The organism is Pseudofrankia asymbiotica (genome assembly GCF_001983105.1).
Lineage (GTDB): Bacteria > Actinomycetota > Actinomycetes > Frankiales > Frankiaceae > Pseudofrankia > Pseudofrankia asymbiotica.
The window spans coordinates 17,342-42,640 of the sequence record NZ_MOMC01000053.1 but is presented as its reverse complement, the minus strand read 5'-3'; the positions used below and the strand labels follow the sequence as shown (position 1 = coordinate 42,640).

Genomic DNA, 25,299 nt, shown 5'->3' with positions numbered 1-25,299 from the left:
TCATCGCCCCGTCCTAGCGGGCCGCCTTGTTGCCCGGGGACGGGCGGAACATGACTAACACCGTCGGGTTGCGGCGGGCGTAGCGGACGGCCGCCCGGGCGGCCGAGCCGGACGCCCACTGCAGCGTCCACTCGACCGGGACCAGGCTGACCACTCCTGAGACCCGCTCGTAGAGGTCGTCCTGGACGGCGCGCTCGGCGGTGTGCGACGCCTGCGCCACACCGTCCATCCCGAAGGCGCAGTACATGCCGGACGTCCAGCGGGCGAACCGGGCCCACCGGTCACGTTCGGCGACGACCACCAGCTTCGAGCCGGTCCGCGCCGCGAGCTCGGCTGCCAGCAGGACATCCGCGAGCTCGCCGGGGTCACCCGCGCGCAGACCGACGATCACACAGCTACCGGACCCGACCGCGGTCGCGACCGCTCGGTCCTGCGCCTGCTCCACGGCCCCTCCTCAGGGGTTACGCCGTCCGATCTGTCCGATCTGACTGAGCCCAATTGTGACGTACTTCATAGGCAAGTGTAAGGGCTAGTGAGGTGCGTCTCGTTCCTTGTGTCCATACCCGCATCCGGGCGTRCCAGCCGCGAGGGATCCGTCCAGAGGGCGGCCTAAGGACCCTGGTTGGWTGGGTCGAAGGACCCGCCAGCCTCCGTCAATGTCGTCACTTTCTGTAATTGGCCGGACGCGTATTGCGGATTTAGCGACATATGTCACCACGGCTGGGCGTTTTTCGAGGTTCCTTCGATTGGCAGCATTCGGGCGGTTGACCCGCGCCCGGTGGCTGACGGTGGCCGTGGGGCGGGGGTGTCACGGAGGTTCCAGCGAAAGGGCGGTCGATGCGACCTGTTCGGACGGCCGCGGTGGCCATGGTTGCGGTGGCGCTGGCGGCGGCCAGCGCATGCGGCGGTGGCGGGTCGGGTGGGTCCGGCGGCTCGGGCGACCCCGGAAGGACCGTGAACCTCGCTGACTTCACCCCTGGCCCGCCCAAGGGCTGGGACGCGAACGGCTTCAAGGTCGACGCCTCCTCGCTGCAGTGCGCCGGCGCCGCGACCAACCCGACCCGGGGGATCACCGACACCTCGGTCAAGGTCGGCGGGCTCGCCGTCATCACCAGCCCGGCCACCAGCTCGATGGCCGGTATCGATGTCGGCGCCAAGGTGCGCTTCGAGCGCGCGAACGCGGCCGGCGGCGTCGCCGGGCGCACGATCGACTTCGTCGGCGTCAAGGACGACGGGCTGGACCCCGCGCGCAACGGCCAGCAGGCGCGCGCGCTGGTCGAGCAGGACCAGGTCTTCGCCGTCGCACCCGTGGCGACGGTGTTCTCGAACTTCCTCGACACCTTCTGCGCGCAGAAGGTGCCGTTCTTCGGCTGGGGCATCGGCGGAGGCTTCTGCGACACCGCGAACGGCTTTGGCATCACGGGCTGCCTGCTGCCCGACAAGCCAAAGATCGACGCGACCACCTGGGGCCTGATGGCCACCTCGGTGCTCGGCCCGATCGAACAGGCGAAGACGAAGGCCGTCGCCGTCGTCGGGCTGGACACGGACGCCTCACGGGCCGGCGTCGACGCCGTCGCGCGCGGCCTCCGGCTGGCCGGTATCCCGGTGTCCTACGACAAGTCGCCGATCCCGCTGTCCGGCCTGAACGACGCGACCGCGATCGTCAACGACATCCTGACGTCGAACAAGGGCGCGCCGCCGGACCTGGTCATCTTCCCCGGCGACTTCGAGTCGACGCTCAAGGTGACCGAGGCGCTCAAGGCCAACGGGTACAAGGGCGACACGCTCAACGCCGTCGGCTACGACCCGCGCCTCGCCGGCCTCGACMCCCTCGACGGCGCGCACACGCTGCTCCAGTTCGCCGTCCCGGAGGCCGATACTCCGGCGACCCGGCAGCTGAAGGCGGACTTCGCGAAGTACGCCCCCGACCAGCCGCTCACCCTGCCGGCGATGGCCGGCTACTGGTCGGCCGACATGTTCGTCGCGGCGCTGACGGCGACCGGCCGCGACCTGACCGCCGACACGTTCCTGAAGAAGCTCAACAGCGGCGACTTCTCCTACTACGTGCAGGACACGGTCGCGGAGACCAGGTGGCCGCTCAACCACTCCACGACGCCACCCTGCTTCGCCATGGCCAAGCTCAGCCAGCACCAGTACCAGGTCGCCACGAAGCTCACCTGCGGCACCCTGGTCCCGCTGGAGCCCACCACCAAGCCGACCAGCTGACGCCGCCAACCGGCGCGGCCAGCTGACGCCGCCAACCGGCGCGGCCAGCTGGCGCCGCCCCCGGTCGGTGCCGCGTGCCCGATCACGGCCAGTCCCTGGCCGGGCACGCGGCGTCGAAGGTGAGAGGCTGCGCTCGGGAGTGAGAACTGGCGTTCCGCCGAGGGTGGGTGGCGCATGGAGGAGCGGGGGGCTGGCGTGGAGGCCGGAGCCGGGTCGGGGGCGGGCCGCCGCGGTGTGGCGGTGGTGACCGGGGGCGGCAGGGGAATCGGCGCGGTGACCGCGGTCGAGCTGGCCCGGCACGGGTGGGACGTGTGCCTGAGCTACCGGGCGGACGAGTCGGCGGCGGCCGAGGTGCTGGCCGCCTGCGAGGCGGCCGGAGCGCGCGCCGTCGCGGTGCGCGCGGACGTGGCCTCGGCCGATGACGTGACGGCGCTGTTCGCCGCCGCCGACCGGCTCGGGCCGCTGACTGTCCTCGTCAACAACGCGGGGATCGTCGACCGCCGGGCCCGCGTCGACGAGGTGACGGTCGAACGGCTCGAACGGATGCTGGCGGTCAACGTCGTCGGCGCCTTCCTGTGCGCCGGCGCCGCCGTCCGCCGGATGTCCACCCGTCACGGGGGAAGCGGCGGCGCGATCGTGAACGTGTCGTCGATCGCCGCTCGGCTGGGCAGCCCCGGCGAGTACGTCGACTACGCGGCCTCCAAGGGCGCCGTCGACACGATGACCATCGGCCTCGCCAAGGAGGTCGCGGCCGAGGGGATCCGGGTCAACGCGGTCCGCCCCGGCATCATCGACACCGAGATCCACGCCAGCGGTGGCCAGCCGGACCGGGCGGCCGAGGTCGGCGCCATGGCACCTGTCGGCCGGGCCGGCACCGCGGCCGAGGTCGCCGCCGCGATCCTCTGGCTCTGCCTCCCCGAGACGTCCTCCTACGTCGTCGGCACGCTCCTGGACATCGCCGGCGGCCGTTGACGTTTTTCCCGCGCCGCGCTCCTCTCCCGCGCCGTTCCCCCGCCGCGCTCCTTCGGCGGCCAGGGGGACGGCGTCTCCGGGTACCGGCCTCAGGCGGCCGGGCAGGTGGGCGCGGCGGCGCGGGAACGGGGGCTCAGCGGCGGGAACGGATGGGCGCTGGGCGTGGCGGCGACGGCCAGCGCCGGTGCCTTCGCCGCCGGCTGGGTGAGCGCCGCGGCCGGCGCGAGCACCGGCGCGGGGGCGAGCGCCGCGGGCTGGGGCAGGGCGGGGACCGGCCGGCGGGTCGGGGACTGGGCCAGCATGGGCTCTGGCGCCGACGGCTGACGCGAGGCCTGGCTGGGGATACGGGCCTGGACGTCCATCAGGTAGGCCGCGACGGAGCCGGCCCGGCCCTTCACGGTCATCGGGGGCAGGGGCACGAGCCGGGCGCCGTACTCGCCGCGCAGCGCGCTGGCGGTCGGCTCCGACAGGACCGTCTGGCCGGCGCCGGCGAACGCCTGGAGCCGGGCCGCGAGGTTCATCGTGTCGCCTACCAGGGTGTACTCACGGCGCGCGTCGGAGCCGAGCAGGGCGGCCGCGACCTCGCCGGTGCTCACCCCGATGCCCAGGCCGAACGGCGCGAGCCCCTCCAGCTCCCAGCGGACGTTGAGGGCGCGCTGGCGCACGTGCATCGCGGCCGCCGCCCGCGCGGCCCGGGTCTGGTGGTCGTCCTGCGGGTAGGGAGCGCCGAAGACGGCGATGACGGCGTCGCCGGCGTACTGCAGGACGGTGCCGCCCTCGTCGAGGATCGCCGCGTTCATCTCGCGACGGTGCGCGTCGAGGAGGCCCGCCAGCACCATGGGGTCCGTCCGCTCGGCGATCGTGGTGTAGCCGCGGATGTCCGACATCAGCACGGTGACCACGAGGCGCTCGGTGCGCTGGCCGGCGCCGGCATCGGACCGCAGCTTCTCGGCGAGGCCGCCGGGCAGCAGCCGGGACAGCGCCTCGCCCTGCTCCTCGCGGCGCACGATCGCGGCATGCAGCAGCCGAAGCTGCCGCAGCGCCCCGGACCGGCCGTTGCTGGCTCCCTGGGCCAGGCGGAGCAGCGTCGCGTCGATCGCGGTGTTCACCGCCTCCGGGGTGTCGCCGCGGCGCTCGGCGATCGCCCGGATCGACCGGCCTTCGGCGACATCGCGCAGGAGCCGCGCCTGGTCCTCGCTGAGGTCGCTCGCGTCGCGAACCGGGCYGAGCACGGCGGCGACGATCTCCGGGTCGAGCATCGACGAACCGGCCGCCACCTCCCGGATGGCCCGCACCAGAATCTCCGGGTCGGCCAGGCGCTCCTTGAGCAGGTAGGCACAGCCACCGGCGTCGGCACCCGCCAGCAGGCCGACCGCGTACTCCGGCTCGTCGTACTGGGAGAGCAGCACCACTCCGGTCCCAGGCGCGTGCTGGCGGATCTCACGGGCCGCTTCGATTCCCTCGTTCGAGAACGTTGGYGGCATACGGATGTCCGTGACCACGACCCGCGGCCGGCGGGTACGGGCGAGTTGGACAAGTTCGTCGCGATCGGCGGCGACGCCGACCACGGTCAACCCAGCCACCTGGGTGAGCAACGCTCGTACCCCGGCGCGAACGATCAGGTTGTCGTCCGCTAGCAGCACCCCGATCTGCTCCATGGTGCCAATTCAGCCCTGTTGGTGACCCGATGCACAGGGCGGTGGAACCACCGGCACGGTGGTGCCAGCACCACACTCTTCTTGAGGATGGCCTGTGAGTGCCGGCTCCGGCGGCTGGCGACCCACCAGCCGCGCGCTTCCCTTGGGACCAGGGGAATCAGGCAAGAACGACAGCCGGTAACCGGCGCGGGCTCCGGCACGCGGTAGCGCCGGATGYGTCACCTGGATGGGCTAGTGACGATTAGAGCAAATTGAGGGCAGTTTAGGGATGCTATCGGCGTAATAGGGCAATTGTCCCATGCTTGGGTATGCTCTCCAGCTGGCACGGGAGTGCGGTATCGGCCCAAGGTCGTTCGCGAGCCCGCGCTCTGGCGTAGCAGGCGCGCTACGCTCCGGCAGAGAGCCCGGGGCAGTGGATATCCCCCGGATGGACGTGACGGATCGCCTGGATCTGGCCGAGGTCAGCAGCCGGAGTCGACCGCGTAGACCAGGACCGCATCGGGGTGGTGACATCGGGGTGGTGACGCTGAACAGCGAGACCAACCACGCCGCTCGTGGCTGGCTGGAGACGGTTCCCGACCCAGCGGTCGCGGTGGGCGCGGATGGCAAAATTGCCGCGGTGAACGCTCGCGCCGCCGCGTTGTTCGGCTATGCCAACGATGACCTGGTCGGCCAGCCTGTCGAAGCGATCGTCTCCACCGGACTTACCGGCGTCGGTCTTCACCAGGATGGTTCGCCTTTCTCCGTCGCCGTCGAGCTCACCTCCCTGCCGGTGACCCCACCGCCGGCGCCGACAGCCACGACGACGTTGAGCCTGGCCTCGGCAAGCCCGGCCACGGCGAGCCCGGCCACGGCGAGCGCCGCGACGGCGAGCACGGCCGCTTCGATCGAGCCCGACGAGCCCGACGAGCCCGACGAGCCCGACGAGCCCGACAAGCCCGAGGCTCCCGCCGGGTCGGCGGGGCCGACTCGGGAGGGCCGCCAGGAGGACCACGCGGTGGACCGCTCGCGGGCCTCGCTCACCGCCGACGACGCGGCGTGGGCTCGCCGGGACGCCGCCGAGACGGACGACCCAGGCGACCCGGGCCGGCTGGAGAACCTGGGGCAGCTCGCCGGCGCCGTGGCACACGACGTCAACAACCTGCTGTCGGTGATCAGGAACTACGCCGTGTTCGTCGCCGACGCGCTCGACTCGGCCGCCGAGGCGGATCAGGCGGCTCGGGATGCCGCGGCCGCCCGTTCCACCTCTCCCGGCGGCGCCGCGGTGTCGGCCGGCCGCTTCGGGCAGCCGGTGGGGACCGCCGGGCCGGCTGGCCCGACCGGCCAGGTCGACTGGGAGGCGATGCGCCGCGACGTGGCGCAGATCCAGCACGCGGGCGAGCGGGCGGCCGAGCTCACCGCCCAGCTGCTGGCCGCCGTGCGCCGCAAGCCGGCGGAGGTCGGGGCCGTCGACCTGCGCGCGGTGGTCCGTGAGACGGCCGGCATGCTGCGCCGCCCGCTCGGTGAGCGGATCGACGTCCGGGTCGAGCTCGACGACGACCTGTGGCTCGTGTGCTCGGATCCGGTGAGGCTGGAGCAGGCGATCATCAACCTGGCGATGAACGCCCGCGACGCGATGCCGTACGGCGGCACGTTGACGATGACGGCCGGCAACGTCGTGCTCGACGGGCCGCCGGAAGCGGCCGCGCCCTCCGGGCCGCTGGCGGGAGCCGTCGAGGCGGCTGGTGGCCCTGGCGTGCCCGCGGTCGCGGGTATGCCTGGACGGCGTTTCGTGAGCCTGCGGGTGACCGACACTGGCACCGGGATGACGCCGGCGACACAGGCGCGGGCGTTCGAGCCGTTCTTCACGACCAAGCCGGAGGACGCCGGCACGGGCCTCGGCCTCGCGGTGGTGCGCGACGTCGTCGCCCAGGCCGGTGGCGAGGCTCGGATCTCCTCGACGGTCGGCGTCGGCACCGCCGTCAGCCTCCTGCTCCCCGCCTGCGATCCGCCGGCGCCGCGTGAGCCCGCCGCCCCCGCGCTGGCAGGGGCCGGCGAGCCTGCGTCCGTGACCCCGCCGGTGCCCGTGACCCCAGAGGCATCCGTGACGCCACCGCGGCCCGCGGTCCCGCCGACGTCCACGTCCGCGGATCCGGCGTCCGCGGATGGGCTGTGGATCTGCCATCGGCGCCCCGATGTCGCGCCGTTCCGACCCCCGGGCACTCGCCGTCCCCGCTTTCAGCCCCCCGCGTCTTCGGCCGCCTCCCGCGCCGCCGGTATCCGTCCGTAGACGGGGCGCCCGTGCCCGCGACCGCGGGCGGTGGGGACGAGGCGAGACGKCACGCCAGGGGACGAGACGTCACGCCAGGGGGGAGGCTGCGAGCCTCATTCGGCTTCCTGCCGCGGGATGGCCGCGACCAGAGCGGTGTCGGTACCCACCGGGCCGAGGTCCGCGGCGCCACCCGGTTCGCGCAGCGGCGAGGATCGGCCAGGGAGCGGCTGGTAGAAGAACGCCGTCGCGTCGGCGAGATGGGTGCTGTCCGGACTGGCCGGGTCGAGGTCGCGGTCCCAGGTGATCGCGTCCACCGGGCAGCTGCGCGCGCACGCGCCGCAGTCAATGCATTCCTCGGGATGGATGTAGAGCTTGCGTTCACCGGTGTAGATGCAGTCGATCGGGCAGTCGTCGACGCAGGAACGGTCCATGACGTCGACACACGCCTCGCCGATGACGTAGGCCACCTCTACCCGCCTCCTACTGGGAGGTCTTCTGGTAGGTCAGGGACTCGGCGGCCGCGTGCGCGGCGGCGACCCCGGCCTCCCTGCGCGGCAGCCCGTTCGCCTCCGTGCCCTCTGTGCCTTCCATGCCCTCCGCGCCCGCCGTACCCGGGTCACCGGCCGTCCTGGCCGCGACGCTGAACGGCCCGGTGGCCTCGATCCAGGCACCGCCACGCAGGCAGCCGACGGGGGCCAGCCGGCGCTCGCCCGCGATGGTCTCGAAGCCGTCGGAGAAGGCGGTCGGCCCCTCCTCGACCCGAAGCACGCTCACTTCGGCGGGGCGACCGACGTCCAGGGTGCCCAGTTCCGCGGAGCGGCGGATCGAGGCGGCGGGGTTCACCGTCGCCATCGCGATCACGTCCGCGAGCGGGACGCCCAGCGACCAGATCTTCGACATCGTCTCGGGCAGCGAGTAGACCGGGCCGTCCTCGTTGAACAGGTTGAGATCGGTGCTGATCGTGTGCGGCGGGTAGCCGAGGTCGAGCAGCGCCCGCGCGGAGGCGAACCGGAAGTCCGAGCCCGAGTGGCCCACGTCGAGGCGCACCCCGCGCGCCGCGGCCTCGGCGAACACCGGGTGGACGGCCGTCCCGTCGTTCACGAGCGCGCCGGAGTGGCCACGGAACGCGTGCGTGACGATGTCGCCGGGGCGCAGCGCCCCCACCGCGTCCAGGTTCGTCAGGCTCTTCGTGTACGGGTACTTGCCCAGGTGGATCATGATCGGCAGGTCGCCGGCGATGGACTTGGCGCCCTCCAGGAACGGCGAGACCCGGTCGTCCTCGGTGGTCGTGGCCCGCACCTTGAAGCCGACGACGTAGTCCTTGTGCTCCTCGACGGTCGCCGCGGCGGCGTCGAGATCGAGGTTGCGCGGGTCGTTGGCGATCTCGAGGCGATGGGCGATGAAGTCCTTCGTGGCCAGGTAGAGCAGGCATGGGTCCATGAACGCGAGCACGCGCGTCTGGATCGCCGGGCCCTGCGCGAACGCGCGGGAGATGCCGAGCGTGCGCACCCCCGAGGTGCCGCCGTCGACCACGACCGGGACGCCTACCTCGACGCCGGCTCGGTCCGGGTGCACGCAGAAGTCGCCGAGACCGGGATAGACATGCACGTGCAGGTCGATGAGGCCGGGAGTGACGACGAGCCCGGCACAGTCGATGATCTCGGCCGAGGCGCCGCCGGCCAGACCAGTGCCGGCCAGGCCAGCGCCCACCGAGGCATCGCCTCCCGGGGCCTGTGCCGGTGGCGTCGTGTACGCGGCGCCGGCGGCGGGGCCGACGGCCACGATCCGGCCGCCCGCGCAGACCACGTCCGCGATCGTGTCGATGCCGTTCGCCGGGTCGATCACCCGTCCGCCGGCGAGAACCGTGACGCCCGCGGCGTCACCTGGGTTCGGGTCGCGCATGACTCTCCGATCGAGCGTCCGCCGAGGGTCGGCGGCAGGGGCCGAGGACCGGGCGACGGTGCCCGGAACACATGTTCGCGCTCCCGCGGCCCGAGGTCCAAGACGCAATCCCGCCCCCAGCTATAGCCTCCCCCTATAGGAGCTCCCTATAGGCCCGCCGCCGATCTCCCGCCAGCGGCGGTCGGCGGTGCCTTGATCGCCATCTGTGCCCTCCGGTGGTCGCGGAGACGGTTCATCAGGCCCGGCGACGACCCCCGGAGGGCACAAGCCGCGATCACCGACGCCGCGACGGCGGGAGACACGAGCGTCGGGAGAGGCGGTGCGGTGGCGAGGGCGCGCGGCGAGGGCGCACGGCCGGCCCGCGAGGGCGCGCGGGCGGACGGTGCGGTGGCGAGGGCGCACGGCGAGGACGTGCGGCCGGCCCGGTCGCAGGCGCGGTCATGGCTGGACCTGCGGCAGGTGGGGTACTTCGTCGCGGTCGCCGAGGAGCGGTCGTTCACCGCCGCCGCGGCGCGGCTGCTCATCTCGCAGCCGTCGCTGTCCCAGCAGATCCGCGCGCTGGAGCGGCAGGTCGGCACGGACCTGCTGGAACGCTCCAGCCGCGGGGTGCGGCTCACGCCGGCCGGGCGGGCCTTCCTGGACGCCGCCCGAGGCCTGCTCGCGGACGCGGGCACCGCGGTGACCCGCGCCCGCGCCGCCGCCGGGCTCGACGGCGGCATCCTGCACGTCGCCACGCTGACGTCGCTGGCCACCTGGGTGCTGCCGGCGGCGGTCGTGGGTTTCCGGGAGCGGTTCGCCGACGTGCCGCTGCGGATCACCGAGCACCCGGACCGGCTCGGCCTGGAGGAGTTCATGGCCGAGGGGCGCGCCGACGTCGCGGTGGGCGCGCGGCCGCCCGACTGGGCCGGGCCGGTGCGCTGGCTCGGCGACGAGCGCTACGTGCTGGTCGTGCCGCCCGGCGACCCGCGCGCCGGCCGGGTGGGCGTCCCGCTGAGCGCGTTCGCCGCGTCCGACTGGGTGATGTACGCGCCGGGGCACGGCCTGCGCACCCTGGTTCTGGAGGCCTGCGGCGCGGCCGGGTTCACCCCGCGGGCGGCGGTCGAGTCGCGCACCGTGGACGCGGCGGCGCGGCTCGCGGCGGCCGGGGTCGGGGTGGCGCTGGTCCCGGGCGTGGCCGTGGGCGCGGACCTGGCCGCGCGGCGGGTCGAGCTGGCCGATGCCCCGGTCGTCGCGGTCGTCGGCTACGCCCGGGCCGCGTTCCCGCCGCGGGCGGCCGCCTTCCTCGATCTGCTCGCCGAGCTTCCGGTTCCCGGACTCGCGCGCCCGGGCCCCAGCCCGCCGGGCTAGCGGGTGTGCCGGGGCGGCGTCTGTCCGGGCTCGGCCGCCATCTGTTCGGGCCGCCGTCTATCCAGGCACGCCCCGCCGCCCCGCCGCCCCGCCGCCCCGCCGGGCAAGCGGGTGCGGCGGGTGCGGCGGCTGTCAGGTGCCGCCGTCGCGGTCGCCGGCCGGGCGGGGCTGGTAGGCGGCGAGACCGGGGCGCTGCTCGATGCGGGTGTGGGTGACCGGGGGACGCGGGGCCGGGCGGGGCCAGGCCAGCGAGGCCCGCCAGGAGCCGCCCGGCGCCTCCTCGACGATCCGCGCGCCGGTCAGCGCGGCGACCCGGCCCAGCCGTTCGGTCCTGGCGCACGCGTCCCGGGCCGCGTCGGGACTCGCCGCGGCCGAGATCGGGTCGGGTGTCGCGCGCAGCGTCAGCGTCATGCCCTCGTGCCCCGACCGGATGGCCACGGCGGCGTGCGCCGCCGGCCGCAGCGGGTCGCTCTCGAGCAGCAGGAGCTGGACGGCGCCCAGCAGCTCGGCGACCTCGGCGCGGGTGGGCGCCGGGTCGTCGACCTCGAGCACCGTCTCCAGCGTCCGCGTGAGCGGGCCGCGCACTCGGCTCGCCAGCGCCGACTCCAGGATCATCCGGGCGTCGTTGCTGGCCCGGAACGCCGGCGACGGCAGGCGCAGCGTGGCGATGGCGTTGTGCAGCTGGGTCTCGACGTCCGCCAGCCGCTCCGCGTCCGGCCCGGTCAGCGTGCGGCGCGCGGTCGAGCAGGCCAGCAGCACGGCCGTGAACTCCTGGATCGGCCCGTCGTGGAAGACGTCGCACAGGTGGCGCTGCTCGCGTTCCTGGTTCGCGACCAGCAGCCGCAGCAGTAGGCGGGTGTCCTCGCTCACCGGGTCCGCCGAGGCCTCCGCGGCGGCGGACGCCCGCGGCCCGGCGGCCGGTGTCTCACCCGCGCCGGCCTCCGGAGCTCTCGCCAGATCCGGAGCTCCCGCCGGATCGGCGAAGCTCGCGGACGGGATTCCTGCCGGATCCGGGGTTCCTGCCGGATCGACGGAGCTCGCGGACGGGGTCCCTGCCGGATCGGCGGTGCCGATCTGGGAGGTCGCGATCTGGAAGGTCCGGAAGCCGATCTGGGAGGTCGTGACCGGGGAGGCCGGCCGGGATGCCCGCGCCGCCATGGCCGCCCGCGCCTCGGCGGTGGGCGCCAGCCGGGCGTCGGGCGTCGGGCCGGGGGGAGCGGAGGCGGATACCGAAATGACGCCGGCCGCCCGCCGGCTGGCCCACGTGCTGGCCGATCCGCCATCCACCGGCAAACCGTAGCGGCCCGACGGCGCCCTTTCCATGATCGCTACAGGTCCGGCGGCCGGTGCCTCTCGACCGGGGGCCTGATCCTGACGGGCGTCGGGTGCCGAGCGGCCGGGCGCGGCGCGGGACGCGCGGTCCAGATCCTGGCCGGTCACGACGACGACCCTCGAGGGCTGTCCATCGGCCGGACCGCGGGCGCCGGGCCGGTGGACGGCGAGGGGATCATGGTGGTGGTCGCGACGCCCGCCGCCGTCGTGCCGGACTGCCCCGACGGCTCGGCCGGACCGGTGGCCAGGTGCGCCGCGGGCCGCCGCGCGCGCCGCAGGCCGTGTACGGCCGTGATCAGCTGGTCGGCGCTGAACGGCTTGCGCAGCACGGCGACGTCCAGGGGCAGGTCGTCGTCGATCGCGCCGGTCAGCAGCAGGCATCGGGTCGGGGTGGACGGGTCCTGGGCACGCAGCCGCTCGATCAGGTCGGTCCCGCTCCCGGCGCCGAGCCGCACGTCGATGATGAGCGTCTGGTAGTCGGCCGTCGGGAGGGCCAGCGCGTCCTCGACGGAGGCGGCCACGTCCACCGTGTGCCCCTCGTGGCGCAGCAGCCGGCTGACCAGCGTCCGGATCATGTCGTTGTCGTCGACGACGAGCGCCCGGGGCGGGGTGGGGTCGGTACCGACGCTTCCCGCGGCCGCCTCGGACGCGGCGACGGCGGCCCGGGCCACCGTGCGCCCCGTGGCCGTGGTCGCCGTGGCGCCGCTCGTCGCGACCGCCGGCCAGCCCGGCCTCGCCGAGGAGATCACCGGACGCGCCCGGCCAGGCGGGGCGTGGCGCCCGCGCGGAGGGGAAGGGCCGGGCCTCCGGACGCGTGGCGCGCGCGGGGACGACACAGGGCGGGGCGGCTCGTGGTGGCACGGTTCGCGGTGGGACGCGGCGGCTCCCGCCGACCCAGTGGCTGAAATCCTACGGCTCGCACCAGCTCACCTCGCTCGCCTCGGCACACCCCAAAGTCACCGAACGCCCGCCGTCGTGCCCGCGCCTCTGGTACGCGCGCGACGCCCGACGACACCGTTGCGCCGAAAGCCCTGGTTGACAACCCCACGTGTGGGCCCATGCGGGTATCGGAGTCACGGAGCCGGGGTGGCCGGGTCGTAACGGTAATGGATCGGCTACACCATACGGCAGTCGCGCCGGCCCTGACATCCCGCTCGCGAGGCCTGGCGCTCCGCTCGAAGGCGCCCAGGCCGGATTCGTCAAGAGGGGCATTCGGTCCGACCGCCCTGATGACGGATCTGGCTCAAGCGAGCGCAATACGGCAGACTGCCGGTGACCTGACTCACATCTCACCTGGCTCGAACGTGCCGGATGGCGGCTGTGTCGCCCGCGTCTGCCGCCCCCAGCCCGCTCCCTGGTCGGCCGTGTCTCTCGGGCTGCCCAGGCTCCGGACGTGGAAATTCCGTTTGGTCCTGGTTCTAAGGGCCTGAAAGGGGCAACTGCCCGGCTTGCGGCGGTCGAGATGGTTGTCGGGTCAACGTTCCACCTCGTACGGTTTCGCGCACCCACGGTCCCGCGCTCGAAAGGACGGAGGCAGCATCCGATGATCAGCACGATGCAGGACGTGCCGCTGCAGATCCGGCGGCTCCTCGAGCATGCCACCACCGTCTTCGCCGACCAGAGGATGTTCACGGCCCAGCCCGGGGGCGGCCTGGTCGAGGCGACCTTCGCGGAGGCCGGCGCGAACGCCGGTCGGCTCGCGCACGCGCTGGTCGAGCTCGGCGTCGCCCGGGGCGACCGGGTCGCGACGCTGATGTGGAACAACCAGCAGCACGTCGAGACCTACTTCGCGGTGCCCTCGATGGGCGCGGTGCTGCACCCGCTGAACCTGCGGCTGCCCGGCGAGCAGATCGCCTTCATCGCGAGCCACGCCGAGGACAAGGTCCTGCTCGTCGACCACACCCTGCTGCCCCTGGCGAGCGCGCTGCTGCCGGCGATGAAGACCATCGAGCACGTCGTCGTCAACAGCCCGGCCGACGCCGGCACCGACCTCGAGGCGCTCGCCCTGGCCGCCGGCCGGCCGATCGGCGTCCACGACTACGCCCGGCTCCTCGCCGGGCGGCCGGCCGAGTTCGCCTGGCCCGACGTGGACGAGCGCTCAGGCGCCGCGATGTGCTACACGTCCGGCACCACCGGGGACCCGAAGGGCGTCGTCTACAGCCACCGGTCGATCTTCCTGCACTCGATGGCGTCGGCCATGCCGTCGATGCTGAACATGTCCGCGGCCGACCGGGTGCTCTCCATCGTGCCGCAGTTCCATGTGCTCGCCTGGGGCCTGCCCTACATCGCCTTCCTCACCGGTACCGAGATGGTGCTGCCCGGCCCGTTCCTGCAGGCGGAGCCGCTGGCGAAGATGATCGAGGCGACCCGGCTGAACAAGGCGGCCGGCGTCCCGACGATCTGGCAGGGCCTGCACGCCTATCTCACGGCCAACCCGGGCGCGGCCGATGTCTCCTCGCTGAAGGAGGCCGTCGTCGGCGGCGCGGCCTGCCCACCGTCGCTCATGGAGGACTTCGACCGGCTCGGGATCACGCTGATTCACGCCTACGGGATGACGGAGACGTCGCCGATGGTCACCGTGGCCCGTCCGCCGGTGGGCCTGAGCCCCGAGCAGGCCTGGCCCTACCGGCTCACCCAGGGCCGGTTCGACGCGAACGTGGCTGCCCGGCTGATCGGCGCGGACGGCGAGGAGCTGCCGTGGGACGGCCGGAGCGCGGGCGAGCTGGAGCTGCGCGGGCCCTGGATCGCCAGCAGTTACTACGGCCTCGACGACGAGGACAAGTTCCGCGACGGCTGGCTGCGCACCGGCGACGTGGGCCACATCAGCGCCGATGGCTATCTCACGCTCACCGACCGGGCCAAGGACGTCATCAAGTCCGGCGGCGAGTGGATCTCGTCGGTCGAGCTCGAGAACCTGCTCATGGCCCACCCAGCGGTCGCGGAGGCGAGCGTGATCGGGGTTCCGGACGAGCGCTGGGGTGAGCGCCCGCTCGCCCTCGTCGTGCTCCACCCCGACACGGAGGTGACCTTCCCCGAGCTACGCGAGTTCCTGTCGGGCAAGGTCGCGCGCTGGCAGCTGCCGGAGCGCTGGGCGATGATCCCCGAGGTGCCGAAGACGTCGGTCGGCAAGTTCGACAAGAAGCGCCTACGCCAGCAGTACGCCGTCGGCGACCTGTCGGTCGAGACCCTCGCGACCARCTGATCGGCGCCTGGCCACCGCCCAGCCACAGCCGGGCCGGGGACGCCCGGCTGGCTTCGTACCCATCRCACCTGGGGATGCAGACCGGATAGCTTGGGCAGCCGGACCGCTCGGGCTGAACCTGGAAACCGGTAGCAGCCGGGCGGGTTGGTGGGGAGGGCTGGCGTTGAGCGTCATCTACCTGGTGCGGCACGGGCAGGCGTCGTTCGGGACCGCGGACTATGACGTGCTCTCCGAGCTTGGCTACCGGCAGGCGGCGCTGGTCGGCGCGGAGCTGCGTGCCCGCGGCGTGCGGGCGGACCTCGCCGTGGCCGGCACTCTGCGCCGCCAGCGGGGGACCGCCGCCGCCGCGCTGGCCGCGTTCGCCGAGGGGCCGGCCGTCGGGGCCGCGGCGGGCGGGGCGGCCCTGGCGAACGGCGCCGCGGACTCCGCCAGCTCGGCCGCCCCGGCCGCCGCCGGTACGGACTCCGCCGCCGGCGTGAACGTCGCCGCCGGCGCGGACGTCGCCGTCGCCGGTTGGTCCGGGGAGGTCGAAACCGACAACCGGTGGAACGAGTACGACCAGGACTGGATCATCAACCGGCACGCGGACGTGGGGAGCGCGCCGGGGGGCGAGGGCCGGCTGCCGCCATCGCGGGGCATGTCGTCCCGTTCCTACCAGGGGCTGCTGGACGTGGCGCTGTCGGAGTGGATCGCGAGCACGGCCACCGGCCCTGGCAGCTATGTCGCGTTCAGCGACGGGGTGGGGGACGCGCTCGACGGCCTGGTGCGCCGGCTCGGCTCCGGTGGCACCGCGGTGGTCTTCTCCTCCGCCGGGCCGATCGCGGCGATGTGCGCGCGCCTGCTCGACCTGCGTGTCGACGGCATCATCTCGCTCAATCGAGTGATGATTAACGGAAGCATCACCAAAATTGTCTCTGGCCGGTCTGGAACGAGTCTTATCTCGTACAACGAGCACAGCCACATCGATGCGGCGGGCCGCGAGTTTCTTAGCTACCGCTGACACACAGGCATACCCTGTTCGCTGAGTCGGCGTGGTCGGGCTCGGCGAGCCCGCGTCCGTGGCTGGCGGCGATGCCGGCCGGCGGCCGGCGAGCAGGTGGGGAGGCGCGGCTCGTGACGGTGGCACCAGAGTCGACGGCATCAGGGTCGACGGCACCAGAGTCTGCCGGGCGGACCGGCGCGCGAGTCGGGCGCGAACAGGTTCAGTCGCGGCCGACGACGACACACGAGATACGCAACCAGCCGCCGCCGCTCGGCGACTACGACGTCGCGGACGACCCGGTGCTCGTCGAGGGCGTCGAGCGGGAGGGCGCCGGCTTCTACCTCGACGACTTACACCGGCTCGGGTGGTTAGCCGGTTCGGAGCAGGCCGCCCGCTGGGGCGACGAGGCGAACCGCTTCCCGCCGGAGCTGCGCACCCACGACCGGTACGGGAACCGGATCGACGAGGTCGACTTCCACCCGTCCTGGCACGCGTTGATGGACGTCGCCGTGCGCGAGGGGCTGGCGGGCTCGGCCTGGGGCAGCTCACGCCCCGGCGCGCACGTCGCCCGCGCCGCCGGGCTGCACGTCTGGAGCACCGTCGAACAGGGCCACACGTGCCCGGTCTCGATGACCTACGCCGTGATCCCCGCGCTGCGGGCCGCGCCTGACCTGTCAGGCGCCTACGAGAAGCTGCTGACCAGCAGCGTCTACGACCCGGGCCTCACCCCGCCTCTCACCAAGCTGGGCCTGATGGCCGGCATGGGGATGACGGAGAAGCAGGGCGGCTCCGACGTGCGCGCCAACACGACGGTCGCCACGCCGCACCGGGACGGCGGGTACCGGCTGCGCGGCCACAAGTGGTTCACCAGCGCGCCGATGAGCGACCTGTTCCTGGTCCTCGCGCAGGCGCCCAGCGGGCTGTCCTGCTTCCTCGTGCCCCGGGTGCTGCCGGACRGCGACCGCAACACGTTCCGGATCCAGCGGCTGAAGGACAAGCTCGGCAACCGCTCCAACGCCAGCAGCGAGCCGGAGCTCGACGACACCGTCGGCTGGCTGGTCGGCCCCGAGGGGCGCGGCGTGCGGACGATCATCGAGATGGTCGCGATGACGCGGTTCGACTCGGCGCTCGGCTCGGCCAGCGGCATGCGGGCCGCGCTGATCCAGGCGCTGCACCACACCCGGCACCGGTCCGCCTTCGGCGCGCTGCTGGTCGACAAGCCGCTGATGCGCAACGTCCTGGCGGACCTGGCGCTCGAGTCGGAGGCGGCGACCACGCTGGTGCTGCGCCTCGCGGGCGCGGTCGACCGGGGCACGCGCGGCGACGCGGGTGAGCGCGCCTTCCTGCGCCTGGCGACGGCGCTGGCGAAGTTCTGGATCTGCAAGCGGCAGCCGGCATTCGTCGCCGAGGCGCTGGAATGCCTGGGCGGCAACGGCTACGCCGAGGAGTCCGGCATGCCGCGGCTCTACCGGGAGGCGCCGCTGAACGGCATCTGGGAGGGCGCGGGCAACGTCAACGCCCTCGATGTGCTGCGCGCGCTCGGCCGGGAGCCGGTGGCGTTCGACGCCTACCGCGCCGAGGTGGAGCTCGCGGCCGGCGGTGACGAGCGGCTCGACATCGCGTGGTCCGCGGTGCGCGCCGATCTGGACGAGCTTGGCGGGCTCGGGCCGGACGAGCTGGAGTTCGGCGCGCGCTCCCTGGTGGAGCGCCTCGCGCTGGTGCTTCAGGCCTCGCTACTGGTCCGGCACGCGCCAGCCGCCGTCGCGGACGCCTTCTGCGCCACCCGGCTCGGCGAGGCCGGTGGCCGCGTCTTCGGCACCCTGCCCCGCGGCACCGACGTCGACGCCCTCATAGCCCGCGTCCCCCCGGCCACCCGCGGCTGAGCCTGGCACCGCGCGCCAGCTCAGGCTGGTGCCAGCGCTGGTGGTGCGGCGCTTGGTGGTGCCGGCCCAGGCTGGTGCCCGCCCTGGGCGGTTCCGTGGTGAGCGTCTTGCCGACGGCCTGCCGGGGCGGAGGCGCCAGCCCCGCCCCGGCGGCCATCCGCGCTGGCGGCTAGCCCCAGGTCCAGCGGAAGCCGACGACCGCGTGATGGACGGCCGGCAGGAAGCGGTGGACCGTGCCGTCCGCTGAGAGCGGTACCGGTTCCTCGTCGACGATCAGGCCGCCCTCGTGCGTGCTCCACACCGTCCAGCGAAGATCCCGCGGTGGCAGGCCGGGGTCGAACTGGATCAGCATGTCGACGTTCTCGGTCTTGGCCCGCGCGGCGCGGCGTACCTCCTGCGTCGGCAGCCCCGTCGGATAGCGGGCGTGGAGCTCCAGCGCGTGCCGCTGGCTCCTGGYGAGCGCCCGTTCGAGCTCGACCTCGATGAGCGTCAGGCGGGAGCTGTACGCGTGCCGGGCGCCGAGCGCGCCGCCGATGAGGACCGCGCTCTCGGTCGCGTCGGTGCGCAGCACCCATGGATAGATTCCGACACCGTCCTCCTGCGCGGAGATCACCTGAAAGGTGCGCTGTTCGACGAGCGAGCCGGTGGCGTCGAACCGATAGCGTTCGAACACCGCGACGGTGCGATGCCGTTGCGGCATGATCATGGCCGGGCCGCCGCGCAGGGTGCYGGAACTTACGTCGACGCCCGGGTCGGTCAGGCCGGCGAACGCCGCCCAGAGCCCGGCCTCATGCCGGCGCATCCCAAACGCCTCGATGAACCATTCCATCGTCTGCGCGGAGATGCGGCCGCCGCCGAGAGCCCGGCTTACCCGGTCCTTGAGTGCTCGGTCGAGTTCCTGGTCCTCCTCGGAGACGATGCCGGCATTCCACAGGTACTCCGCGATCACCCGGGCGACCGCGGCGAAGCTCGGCTCCTGCGCGCTCGCCCGGCGTACTCGGGATTCCCACATGCGGCGGTATTCAGCGGTGCCGGTCAGCAGCTCGCGCAGCAGCCGCCCGGCGCGCTCGCCGGTCGACAGCGCCTCGTCGCTGGCCGCCCCCGCCTGGCCGCCCGCCGGGCCCTTCCGCCTGGCGGTGCCGGTAGCCGACGGGGTCATGCCCTCGGCCTCGTCACTGTTCGAGCGCGGCCCCGGCGGCGGTGCCGCCGGCCAGGCTCCGGTGACTGTTGGGTTTCCAGTCCCCACGCCCCACCCCTCCCGATAGCGCTGCGTGGTCGGTTAGCAGTGGGCGCCCTGTGGCGATGATCGCGTGGTCCGCGCGGTTTGCATGGCTCTGCGTCACCGATGGTCCCCGTGACCAGTGCTCGCGCCACTGTTGCGACACCCAGTCTGGACAGTAGTGCGTCGACGGTTTCCGGCATCGCCGGCATGTCCATTACCAGCGGGTATGTGCCTCAGCGACTACAGATGGTGATCTTAATGGCCATTTCGGGCGGGGAATGCCCCGGAGAGAGTTGTGAGGTTGCCGGGCGCTGACCTCGTCAAAATCACGTTGCGTACCCGCTTGGGCGCGCTGGCAAACTCGTTTTGCTTACCTTCAGTAAACAGTTTCGGGGTCCGTGATGGACGTGTGGGCGCCCGCCACCGTCGGCCGCTCGTCCTTGATCGTCGCGGAGTGTAGCGATGGGCGAAAATGCCAAATCGGCATGTGGAATCGGGAACTCTCGTGGCCCGGGGCGGCGGACAGCCCCTCAGGCCCCGCGGGCGGTGGCGGCCGCGGTGGCATCGAGGGCCTGGCGAAGATCGGCGACGAGATCGTCCGCGAGTTCGATCCCGACCGACAGCCGGACCAGGTCGTCCGGCACCGCGAGCGGCGAACCGGCGACCGAGGCGTGTGTCATCCGGCCCGGGTGCTCTATCAGCGACTCCACCCCGCCCAATGACTCAGCCAGCGTGAACAACCTGGTGCGTTGGCAGATCTCGGCGGCGGCATTGGCGCCGCCGCGCGGCCGGAACGACACCATGCCGCCGAAGCCGCGCATCTGCCCGGCGGCGACCTCATGCCCCGGATGCGAGGAAAGACCCGGGTAGCGGACCTCGGCCACCCCGGGATGACTGACGAGCATGTCGGCGACGGCCGCGGCGTTCGCACAGTGCCGATCCATCCGAATTGCCAACGTCTTGATGCCGCGAAGCACCAGCCACGCGTCGAACGGACCGGGAACGGCGCCCGTCGCGTTCTGGAAAAACCGAACCCGCTCGCCGAGCTCGGGGTCGTCGACGACGACACCTCCGCCGACGACGTCACTGTGGCCGCCGAGGTATTTGGTGGTCGAGTGGACGACGGCGTCCGCGCCCAACGCGAGCGGACGCTGCAGGTAGGGCGAGGCGAACGTGTTGTCGACGGCGAGCAGCGCGCCGGCGGCGTGCGCGAGCTCGGCGAGCGCCGCGACGTCCGCGATCGACAGCAGCGGGTTGGTCGGCGTCTCGCACCAGATGAGCCGCGTGCCCCGCTCGGTTCCGCCGGACCCGCCGGGCGATCCAGCCCCGCCGGCCTCGCTGGCGAGGCCGAATCCCGCCGGCCCGTCGCCGGGGCTGGGGCGAAGCGCGGCCTTGACCGCGTCCAGGTCCGACAGGTCGACCGGGGTGTACTCCAGGCCCCACTCCGCGTAGACGCGGTGGAAGAGCCGGAAGGTGCCGCCGTACGCGTCGATGGGAATGAGGACGTGGTCGCCGGGACGGCAGACGGCGCGCAGCAGGGCATCCTCCGCGGCGAGCCCGGAGGCGAACGCCAGCCCGACCCGGCCGCCCTCCAACGCCGCGAGCGACGTCTCCAGCGCAGCGCGCGTCGGGTTACCGGAGCGGGCGTACTCGAAACCGGCCCGCAGCCCGCCGATGCCGTCCTGCGCGAACGTCGACGCCGGGTGGATCGGGACGACCACGGCCCCGGTCGCCGGGTCCGGCTCCTGGCCGGCATGCACCGCGAGCGTCTCGAAACCGCCCCAGTCGCGCCCGGCCGCCTCGGCGGCGGTCACCGGGCCGCCAGGAAGCTGAGCAGGTCGGCGCGGGTGAGGATGCCGACCGGGTTGCCGTTGTCGAGCACGAGCACCGCCGGATCGTCGCCACCGAGCGCCTCGACCAGGGTGGACAGCGGCTCGCCCGCGCCGATCGTCGGCAGCGGCGCGGACATGTGCGCCGACACCGGCGCGTCCACCGCGGCGCGGTCGGCGAACACGGCCGCGAGCAGCTCACGCTCGAGCACCGCGCCGGCCACCTCCGCCGCCCGCAGCGGCGGCTCGTGGCGAACCACGGGCATCTGCGACACGTTGTACTCGCGCAGGTAGGAGATCGCCGCGCCGACGGTCTCGTCCGGGTGCACGTGGACCAGCTCCGGGGGGCCCGCCTGGCCCGCTGCCCGGCCGCCGCCGGCCGGGCCGGTGGCGCGCGTGACCGTGGGTTGGCGTTCGCCGCGCTTGGTGGCCAGGACCTCGGCCACGACCGGCTCGTCCGACGGCGGCTCGAGGAAGCCGTAGTCGTACATCCACTCGTCGTTGAAGATCTTCGAGAGGTAGCCCCGGCCCGAGTCCGGCAGCAGGACGACGACCAGGTCGTCGGGGTCGAGCTCGCCGGCGAGCCGCAGCGCGGCGACGACCGCCAGCCCGCAGGAGCCGCCGACCAGCAGCCCGGCGCGCCGGGCGAGCAGACGGGTCATCAGGAACGAGTCCCGGTCGCTGACCGCCTCGACCCGGTCGACGACCGTCTTGTCGAAGGTCGCCGGCCAGATGTCCTCGCCGACGCCCTCGACCAGGTACGGCCGCCCGCTGCCGCCGGAGTACACCGAGCCCTCCGGGTCCGCGCCGATCACCTGCACGCGGCCGCCGCTGACCTCCTTGAGGTACTGGCCGACGCCGCTGATCGTGCCGCCGGTGCCGATGCCGGCGACGAAGTGCGTCACCCGGCCGGCCGTGTCCCGCCAGATCTCCGGACCGGTGGTGGCCCGGTGCGCGGCCGGGTTGTCCGGGTTGGAGTACTGGTCGGGGCTCCACGCGCCAGGGGTCTTCCGGGTGATCTCCCGCGCCACGGAGTAATAGGAGCGCGGGTCGTCCGGGTCGACGGCCGTGGGGCAGACGACGACCTCGGCCCCGTAGGCCCGCAGGACCGCCCGCTTCTCCTCGCTGATCTTGTCCGGCATGGTGAACACGCAACGGTAGCCGCGGATCGCGGCGACCATCGCGAGCCCGACGCCGGTGTTGCCGCTCGTCGGCTCGACGATGGTGCCCCCGGGGCGCAGCCGCCCGTCGCGTTCGGCCGCGTCGACCATGGCGAGGGCGATCCGGTCCTTCACCGAGCCACCCGGGTTGATGTACTCCAGCTTGCCGAGAATCTCGGCGCCGCGACGGGGGGCGCCGCGATGCTCCCCGCGCGCGCCGGCCAGCAGATCCGCCGCGGCCTCGACCATCGACGTCAACCGGACCAGCGGGGTGTCGCCCACCAGATCGATGACCTGGTCGACGATTTGGCCACCGCCGGTCGCGGGGAGGCCGCCACCGGTCGCCGGGGCGCCGGCGGCCTCCCTGACGGGTTCGTCGTCAATCCGCATAGCTGCCACCCTGCCTGCCTGGTCGCGAACTCAGCCGTGCCCGTGCAGTAACCATCGGTCTCGACGTTACCGCTGGTGGCGACAGTGTTGCTGGTTCGCTGTGTCGCTGGTTCGCTCCGTGCGGGCGGCGAGCTCCGGCCCCTTACTCGCTTCGCTCCCAAGGGACCTCCGCGCCGTGTCCTCCTGCGCTCACGGGCGCCGCGGCGACCTGCGCTGCGGCCCAACCACGTCGCTTCGCTCGTGGCCGGGCCTCCGCGCAGGCGCGCCTCCGCGCCAGCGCGGTTGCTTTGCGCTGGAACGTCACCAATCCAAGGCCGGGCCCGATACAGAGCAGATCCGGCGGAAGTCACTGATCGGGTGCGAAGCCCCCACGAGCGAAGCGAGTACGGGGCCGTAGCGCCGTGCCCGGACGGAGCGAACCAAAAACAACCTTCCCGCCCAACCCGGTCCGACTCCGACCCCGCCCAACCCCGACCCGCCTCCGCCAAACCATCTCGGGCTCGGAGGAGCTTGTCCTCGGGGGCTCGACGTCGTTGGGTGGGGGGTATGACAGTGGACCCGCATGCCGAGATGATCCAGGCTGTCGAGCCGAGCACGCGGGACGGGTGCGAGGACTGCCTGCGTGAAGGATCCAGGTGGGTGCACCTGCGGCTGTGCCTGACCTGTGGGCATGTCGGGTGTTGCGACTCGTCGCCGCGCCGGCACGCGCGTGCGCACGCGGGCCACGTCGGGCATCCGATCGTGCGGTCCTTCGAGCCGGGCGAGGACTGGGCCTACTGCTTCATCGACGACGCGTTCGTCTGACCGGCCCGGACATGCCAGAGCCCCGGACACGCCGTTGTGCGCCGGGGCTGGACTCTGGCGGGGCTGGCTGGCGGCATCGGCCTGGCCGGCGACCCTGCTGAGCGGGCAGTGCTTTAGGTGCGTCCTACAGGGACCCGCGCAGCGCCCGGGTGGCGACCGGGAGGATGACGCGCGGGTAGCGGAAGATCTTCTGGGCGGTGAGCTCGCCGCCGTCGAGCACCGCGGCGAGGGTGTCGGCGCGGGTGCGGTCCAGGCGACCGGTGCGCCACAGGTGCCGCAGCCGCAACAGCCCGGGCAGCGCCGTCTCGATCGCCGTGTGGTCGGGGCGGGGTGCGCCTCCGAGCCAGGCGTCGTACCGCGGGCCGCTCATCACCTGCCAGATGGTGGTGTCGGCGACCGTGCCCGTCCCGTCGGAGACGGTGACGAAGTGCGGAACCCGGAAGAGCCCGGGGGCACCGGCGAGCTCGGGGCGGACGGCGGCGGTGACGACATCAGCGCCAAGGCCCATCCGATGCTGCCGGTTGCGCAGGTAGGCGCTGAAGGCCAGGGCCAGGGCGGTTCGTCCGGGAGGGCTGGACTTGGCGTGCAACACCACGGCGTCGACGGCGCGGGTGCGTACCCGGTCCATGCCCTCCCGGACCAGCCAGGAGCGGTCGACCACGACGAAGGCCACCTGGCCGGGTCCCCGCTGCCCCAGGCTCTCGTCGTCGTCAACCGCGGCTTCCGCCGTCCATCCGGGCCGGAACGTCTGGTTCGGCGCACGCCACGCCGGCTTGCCGGGCGTCGGATCCTGGAACCACCGACAGGTGACAAGACCGTCGGCGTCCGGAAGCGACAGGCTTGGAAGGTCGCTCGACGTGAAGATGCGCTCTCCAGTCAGCGTCTTCTCCGATGTCAAGGTTTCCATGCGGCCTCCGTACCGGCGCGGAGTGCTGTCAGACGTGGCGTCGATGGCGGCGGAGGCTCGCATCAGCAGAGGAGGTTGTCGAAGTCGCCGTCCTTGGCGCCCAGGATCAGGGCCTCGATCTCGGCGAGCGTGTAGATGAGCGCCGGGCCCCGCGGATCCCGGGAGTTGCGGACCGCGACGGCGTCGTCCGAGAGCCGCGCCATCTCGACGCAGTTCCCCTGGGAGTTGCTGCGCTGGCTCTTCTGCCAGGTGGCGCTTTTCAGCGCGGCAGCGGACATGCCGTTGTAGATCATGGTCAAGGCGGTCTCCTGAGGATGCCGGGGAGGGCTGCCGCCGTATGCGGCACACCCCGAATCCGTGTCCAGCGTGTCGGTCAGGCCGCCTGCTTGTGGCGAGCGACTCGACGTCTGCGAGCGGTGCCAGTCGTTCATGCCGGGCCTCCGTCTCGGGAAGGACTCCCGGTCAGTAGGACCAGAGACGCCGGTGTGGCGTTGCGCCCCGGACGTCCCAGCAGACCTCCCAGATCGGCTTCGCCGATCCGGCAGGAACCCCGGGCTCCGCAAGCTCCGCCGATCCGGCGGGTACCCCGGATCCGGTGGGAACCCCGGGCTGGCGGCGGCGACACGCGCCGAGGAAGTGGCGGCAACTGGGAGCCGCTGACCCGGAACTCGAGTCGCGTGCACCAGCCCACCCTCCTCCGTGCCTCGGAAGTCGCGGATACATCGTGCTTCTTGCTTGCGAGAACAGTATGGCACGGTCGCATGCACGTGCATCTGCCCGGGAGAGGACATGTGCAAACGTTGGGCGCGAACGAAGGCCACATCCGCAGGCTCGGATGCCGGGGCCGGATGCGCTCGCCGGGAGGGCCCGCCAAGGYGTGGGCCCATGACCTGCGCCCCGTGGGACGCGGCCCCGCCTCGGATGCCACCCGTCGCGGCGCGCCGCCTCGTGACGCGGTCACGCGCCTGGGCGTTCCGCGCCCCTCGGATGGCGGCGGGGCCCGGCGGCGCGGCGGGCGCGTGGGGCCTGGCGGCCGCGGTTCGGCACCGAGTTCGGCCAGCCAGCCGGGCATCTATCGGCCGTCTGGTGGAGGAGGAGTGGCCATTCTCCGGTCGCGCCGCTGGTCGTGCGGGAGCGACTGCTCTCCCTTGTGGAAAAGTGCGCGGCYCGCGGTCGCGGTGGAAAGGCGTCCCCGCGGTTGTGGCCGCGCGGCGCGACTGTCCACCTACCGT

General features: G+C 73.1%; 19 protein-coding genes. 8 read left to right on the top strand and 11 right to left on the bottom strand.

The window, feature by feature from the left end:
- Nucleotides 1-13 precede the first annotated feature (13 nt).
- Nucleotides 14-445, bottom strand: coding sequence for a hypothetical protein (locus BL253_RS25905; protein ID WP_198946397.1), 432 nt, complete (start codon nucleotides 443-445; stop codon nucleotides 14-16).
- A gap of 509 nt (nucleotides 446-954) precedes the next feature.
- Here BL253_RS25905 and BL253_RS25900 point away from each other — a divergent pair.
- Nucleotides 955-2,226: an ABC transporter substrate-binding protein gene (locus tag BL253_RS25900; protein ID WP_241835127.1), complete on the top strand. Its 1,272-nt coding sequence runs from the start codon at nucleotides 955-957 to the stop codon at nucleotides 2,224-2,226.
- Between the two features lie 174 nt (nucleotides 2,227-2,400).
- A complete protein-coding gene (locus tag BL253_RS25895; RefSeq protein WP_076819920.1) occupies nucleotides 2,401-3,198 on the top strand; it encodes an SDR family oxidoreductase in 798 nt (265 codons plus the stop codon).
- An 89-nt stretch (nucleotides 3,199-3,287) separates the two neighbouring features.
- Here the strand turns inward: BL253_RS25895 and BL253_RS25890 are convergent, their stop codons facing one another.
- Entirely contained in the window at nucleotides 3,288-4,856 is a 1,569-nt protein-coding gene (locus BL253_RS25890; RefSeq protein ID WP_076819919.1) for an adenylate/guanylate cyclase domain-containing protein, read from the bottom strand.
- A gap of 520 nt (nucleotides 4,857-5,376) precedes the next feature.
- Between BL253_RS25890 and BL253_RS25885 the strand changes: the two genes are divergently transcribed.
- Nucleotides 5,377-7,125, top strand: coding sequence for a sensor histidine kinase (locus tag BL253_RS25885; protein ID WP_241835126.1), 1,749 nt, complete (start codon nucleotides 5,377-5,379; stop codon nucleotides 7,123-7,125).
- Between the two features lie 95 nt (nucleotides 7,126-7,220).
- On the opposite strand, the gene fdxA is transcribed toward BL253_RS25885, so the two are convergent.
- Both fdxA and BL253_RS25875 read right to left on the bottom strand, forming a co-directional pair.
- Nucleotides 7,221-7,574, bottom strand: a complete 354-nt coding sequence (gene fdxA / locus BL253_RS25880; protein WP_076819917.1) for a ferredoxin — start codon at nucleotides 7,572-7,574, stop codon at nucleotides 7,221-7,223.
- A gap of 13 nt (nucleotides 7,575-7,587) precedes the next feature.
- Complete coding sequence (locus tag BL253_RS25875) at nucleotides 7,588-9,009, bottom strand: amidohydrolase/deacetylase family metallohydrolase (RefSeq protein WP_076819916.1); 1,422 nt, start codon at nucleotides 9,007-9,009, stop codon at nucleotides 7,588-7,590.
- A 324-nt stretch (nucleotides 9,010-9,333) separates the two neighbouring features.
- Between BL253_RS25875 and BL253_RS25870 the strand changes: the two genes are divergently transcribed.
- The gene (locus BL253_RS25870) at nucleotides 9,334-10,356 is read left to right on the top strand and encodes a LysR family transcriptional regulator (protein WP_241835125.1); all 1,023 of its coding nucleotides are present in this window, start codon (nucleotides 9,334-9,336) and stop codon (nucleotides 10,354-10,356) included.
- Nucleotides 10,357-10,488: 132 nt separating this feature from the next.
- On the opposite strand, the gene BL253_RS42465 is transcribed toward BL253_RS25870, so the two are convergent.
- Nucleotides 10,489-11,643 carry a hypothetical protein gene (locus tag BL253_RS42465; RefSeq protein ID WP_158230419.1) on the bottom strand — a complete coding sequence of 385 codons (1,155 nt, stop codon included), beginning with the start codon at nucleotides 11,641-11,643 and terminating at the stop codon, nucleotides 10,489-10,491.
- Nucleotides 11,644-11,792: 149 nt separating this feature from the next.
- Nucleotides 11,793-12,437 carry a response regulator gene (locus tag BL253_RS39565; RefSeq protein WP_241835124.1) on the bottom strand — a complete coding sequence of 215 codons (645 nt, stop codon included), beginning with the start codon at nucleotides 12,435-12,437 and terminating at the stop codon, nucleotides 11,793-11,795.
- Nucleotides 12,438-13,231: 794 nt separating this feature from the next.
- On the opposite strand from BL253_RS39565, the gene BL253_RS25850 reads away from it, so the two are divergent.
- The 3 genes from BL253_RS25850 to BL253_RS25840 all read left to right on the top strand — a co-directional run bounded on the left by BL253_RS25850 (nucleotide 13,232) and on the right by BL253_RS25840 (nucleotide 17,755).
- The gene (locus BL253_RS25850) at nucleotides 13,232-14,890 is read left to right on the top strand and encodes a long-chain fatty acid--CoA ligase (RefSeq protein ID WP_076819913.1); all 1,659 of its coding nucleotides are present in this window, start codon (nucleotides 13,232-13,234) and stop codon (nucleotides 14,888-14,890) included.
- 163 nt (nucleotides 14,891-15,053) lie between these two features.
- On the top strand, nucleotides 15,054-15,890 hold the full coding sequence (locus BL253_RS25845; protein WP_076819912.1) for a histidine phosphatase family protein: 837 nt from the start codon (nucleotides 15,054-15,056) through the stop codon (nucleotides 15,888-15,890).
- A gap of 113 nt (nucleotides 15,891-16,003) precedes the next feature.
- A complete protein-coding gene (locus BL253_RS25840) occupies nucleotides 16,004-17,755 on the top strand; it encodes an acyl-CoA dehydrogenase family protein (protein WP_076819964.1) in 1,752 nt (583 codons plus the stop codon).
- A gap of 169 nt (nucleotides 17,756-17,924) precedes the next feature.
- Here BL253_RS25840 and BL253_RS25835 read toward each other — a convergent pair whose 3' ends face one another.
- The 3 genes from BL253_RS25835 to BL253_RS25825 form a co-directional block, all read right to left on the bottom strand.
- Nucleotides 17,925-18,914 carry a hypothetical protein gene (locus BL253_RS25835; RefSeq protein ID WP_241835123.1) on the bottom strand — a complete coding sequence of 330 codons (990 nt, stop codon included), beginning with the start codon at nucleotides 18,912-18,914 and terminating at the stop codon, nucleotides 17,925-17,927.
- A 593-nt stretch (nucleotides 18,915-19,507) separates the two neighbouring features.
- Complete coding sequence (locus BL253_RS25830) at nucleotides 19,508-20,791, bottom strand: aminotransferase class I/II-fold pyridoxal phosphate-dependent enzyme (RefSeq protein ID WP_076819911.1); 1,284 nt, start codon at nucleotides 20,789-20,791, stop codon at nucleotides 19,508-19,510.
- Nucleotides 20,788-22,356 carry a cystathionine beta-synthase gene (locus BL253_RS25825; protein WP_274535249.1) on the bottom strand — a complete coding sequence of 523 codons (1,569 nt, stop codon included), beginning with the start codon at nucleotides 22,354-22,356 and terminating at the stop codon, nucleotides 20,788-20,790. Before BL253_RS25825 ends, BL253_RS25830 begins: the two co-directional genes overlap by 4 nt.
- A gap of 546 nt (nucleotides 22,357-22,902) precedes the next feature.
- Between BL253_RS25825 and BL253_RS25820 the strand changes: the two genes are divergently transcribed.
- On the top strand, nucleotides 22,903-23,160 hold the full coding sequence (locus BL253_RS25820) for a UBP-type zinc finger domain-containing protein (protein WP_076819961.1): 258 nt from the start codon (nucleotides 22,903-22,905) through the stop codon (nucleotides 23,158-23,160).
- 124 nt (nucleotides 23,161-23,284) lie between these two features.
- Here BL253_RS25820 and BL253_RS25815 read toward each other — a convergent pair whose 3' ends face one another.
- Together BL253_RS25815 and BL253_RS45905 are read right to left on the bottom strand one after the other, a co-directional pair.
- The gene (locus BL253_RS25815) at nucleotides 23,285-24,067 is read right to left on the bottom strand and encodes a hypothetical protein (RefSeq protein WP_076819960.1); all 783 of its coding nucleotides are present in this window, start codon (nucleotides 24,065-24,067) and stop codon (nucleotides 23,285-23,287) included.
- 62 nt (nucleotides 24,068-24,129) lie between these two features.
- Nucleotides 24,130-24,498, bottom strand: a complete 369-nt coding sequence (locus BL253_RS45905) for a DUF397 domain-containing protein (RefSeq protein WP_476644125.1) — start codon at nucleotides 24,496-24,498, stop codon at nucleotides 24,130-24,132.
- Nucleotides 24,499-25,299 lie beyond the last annotated feature (801 nt).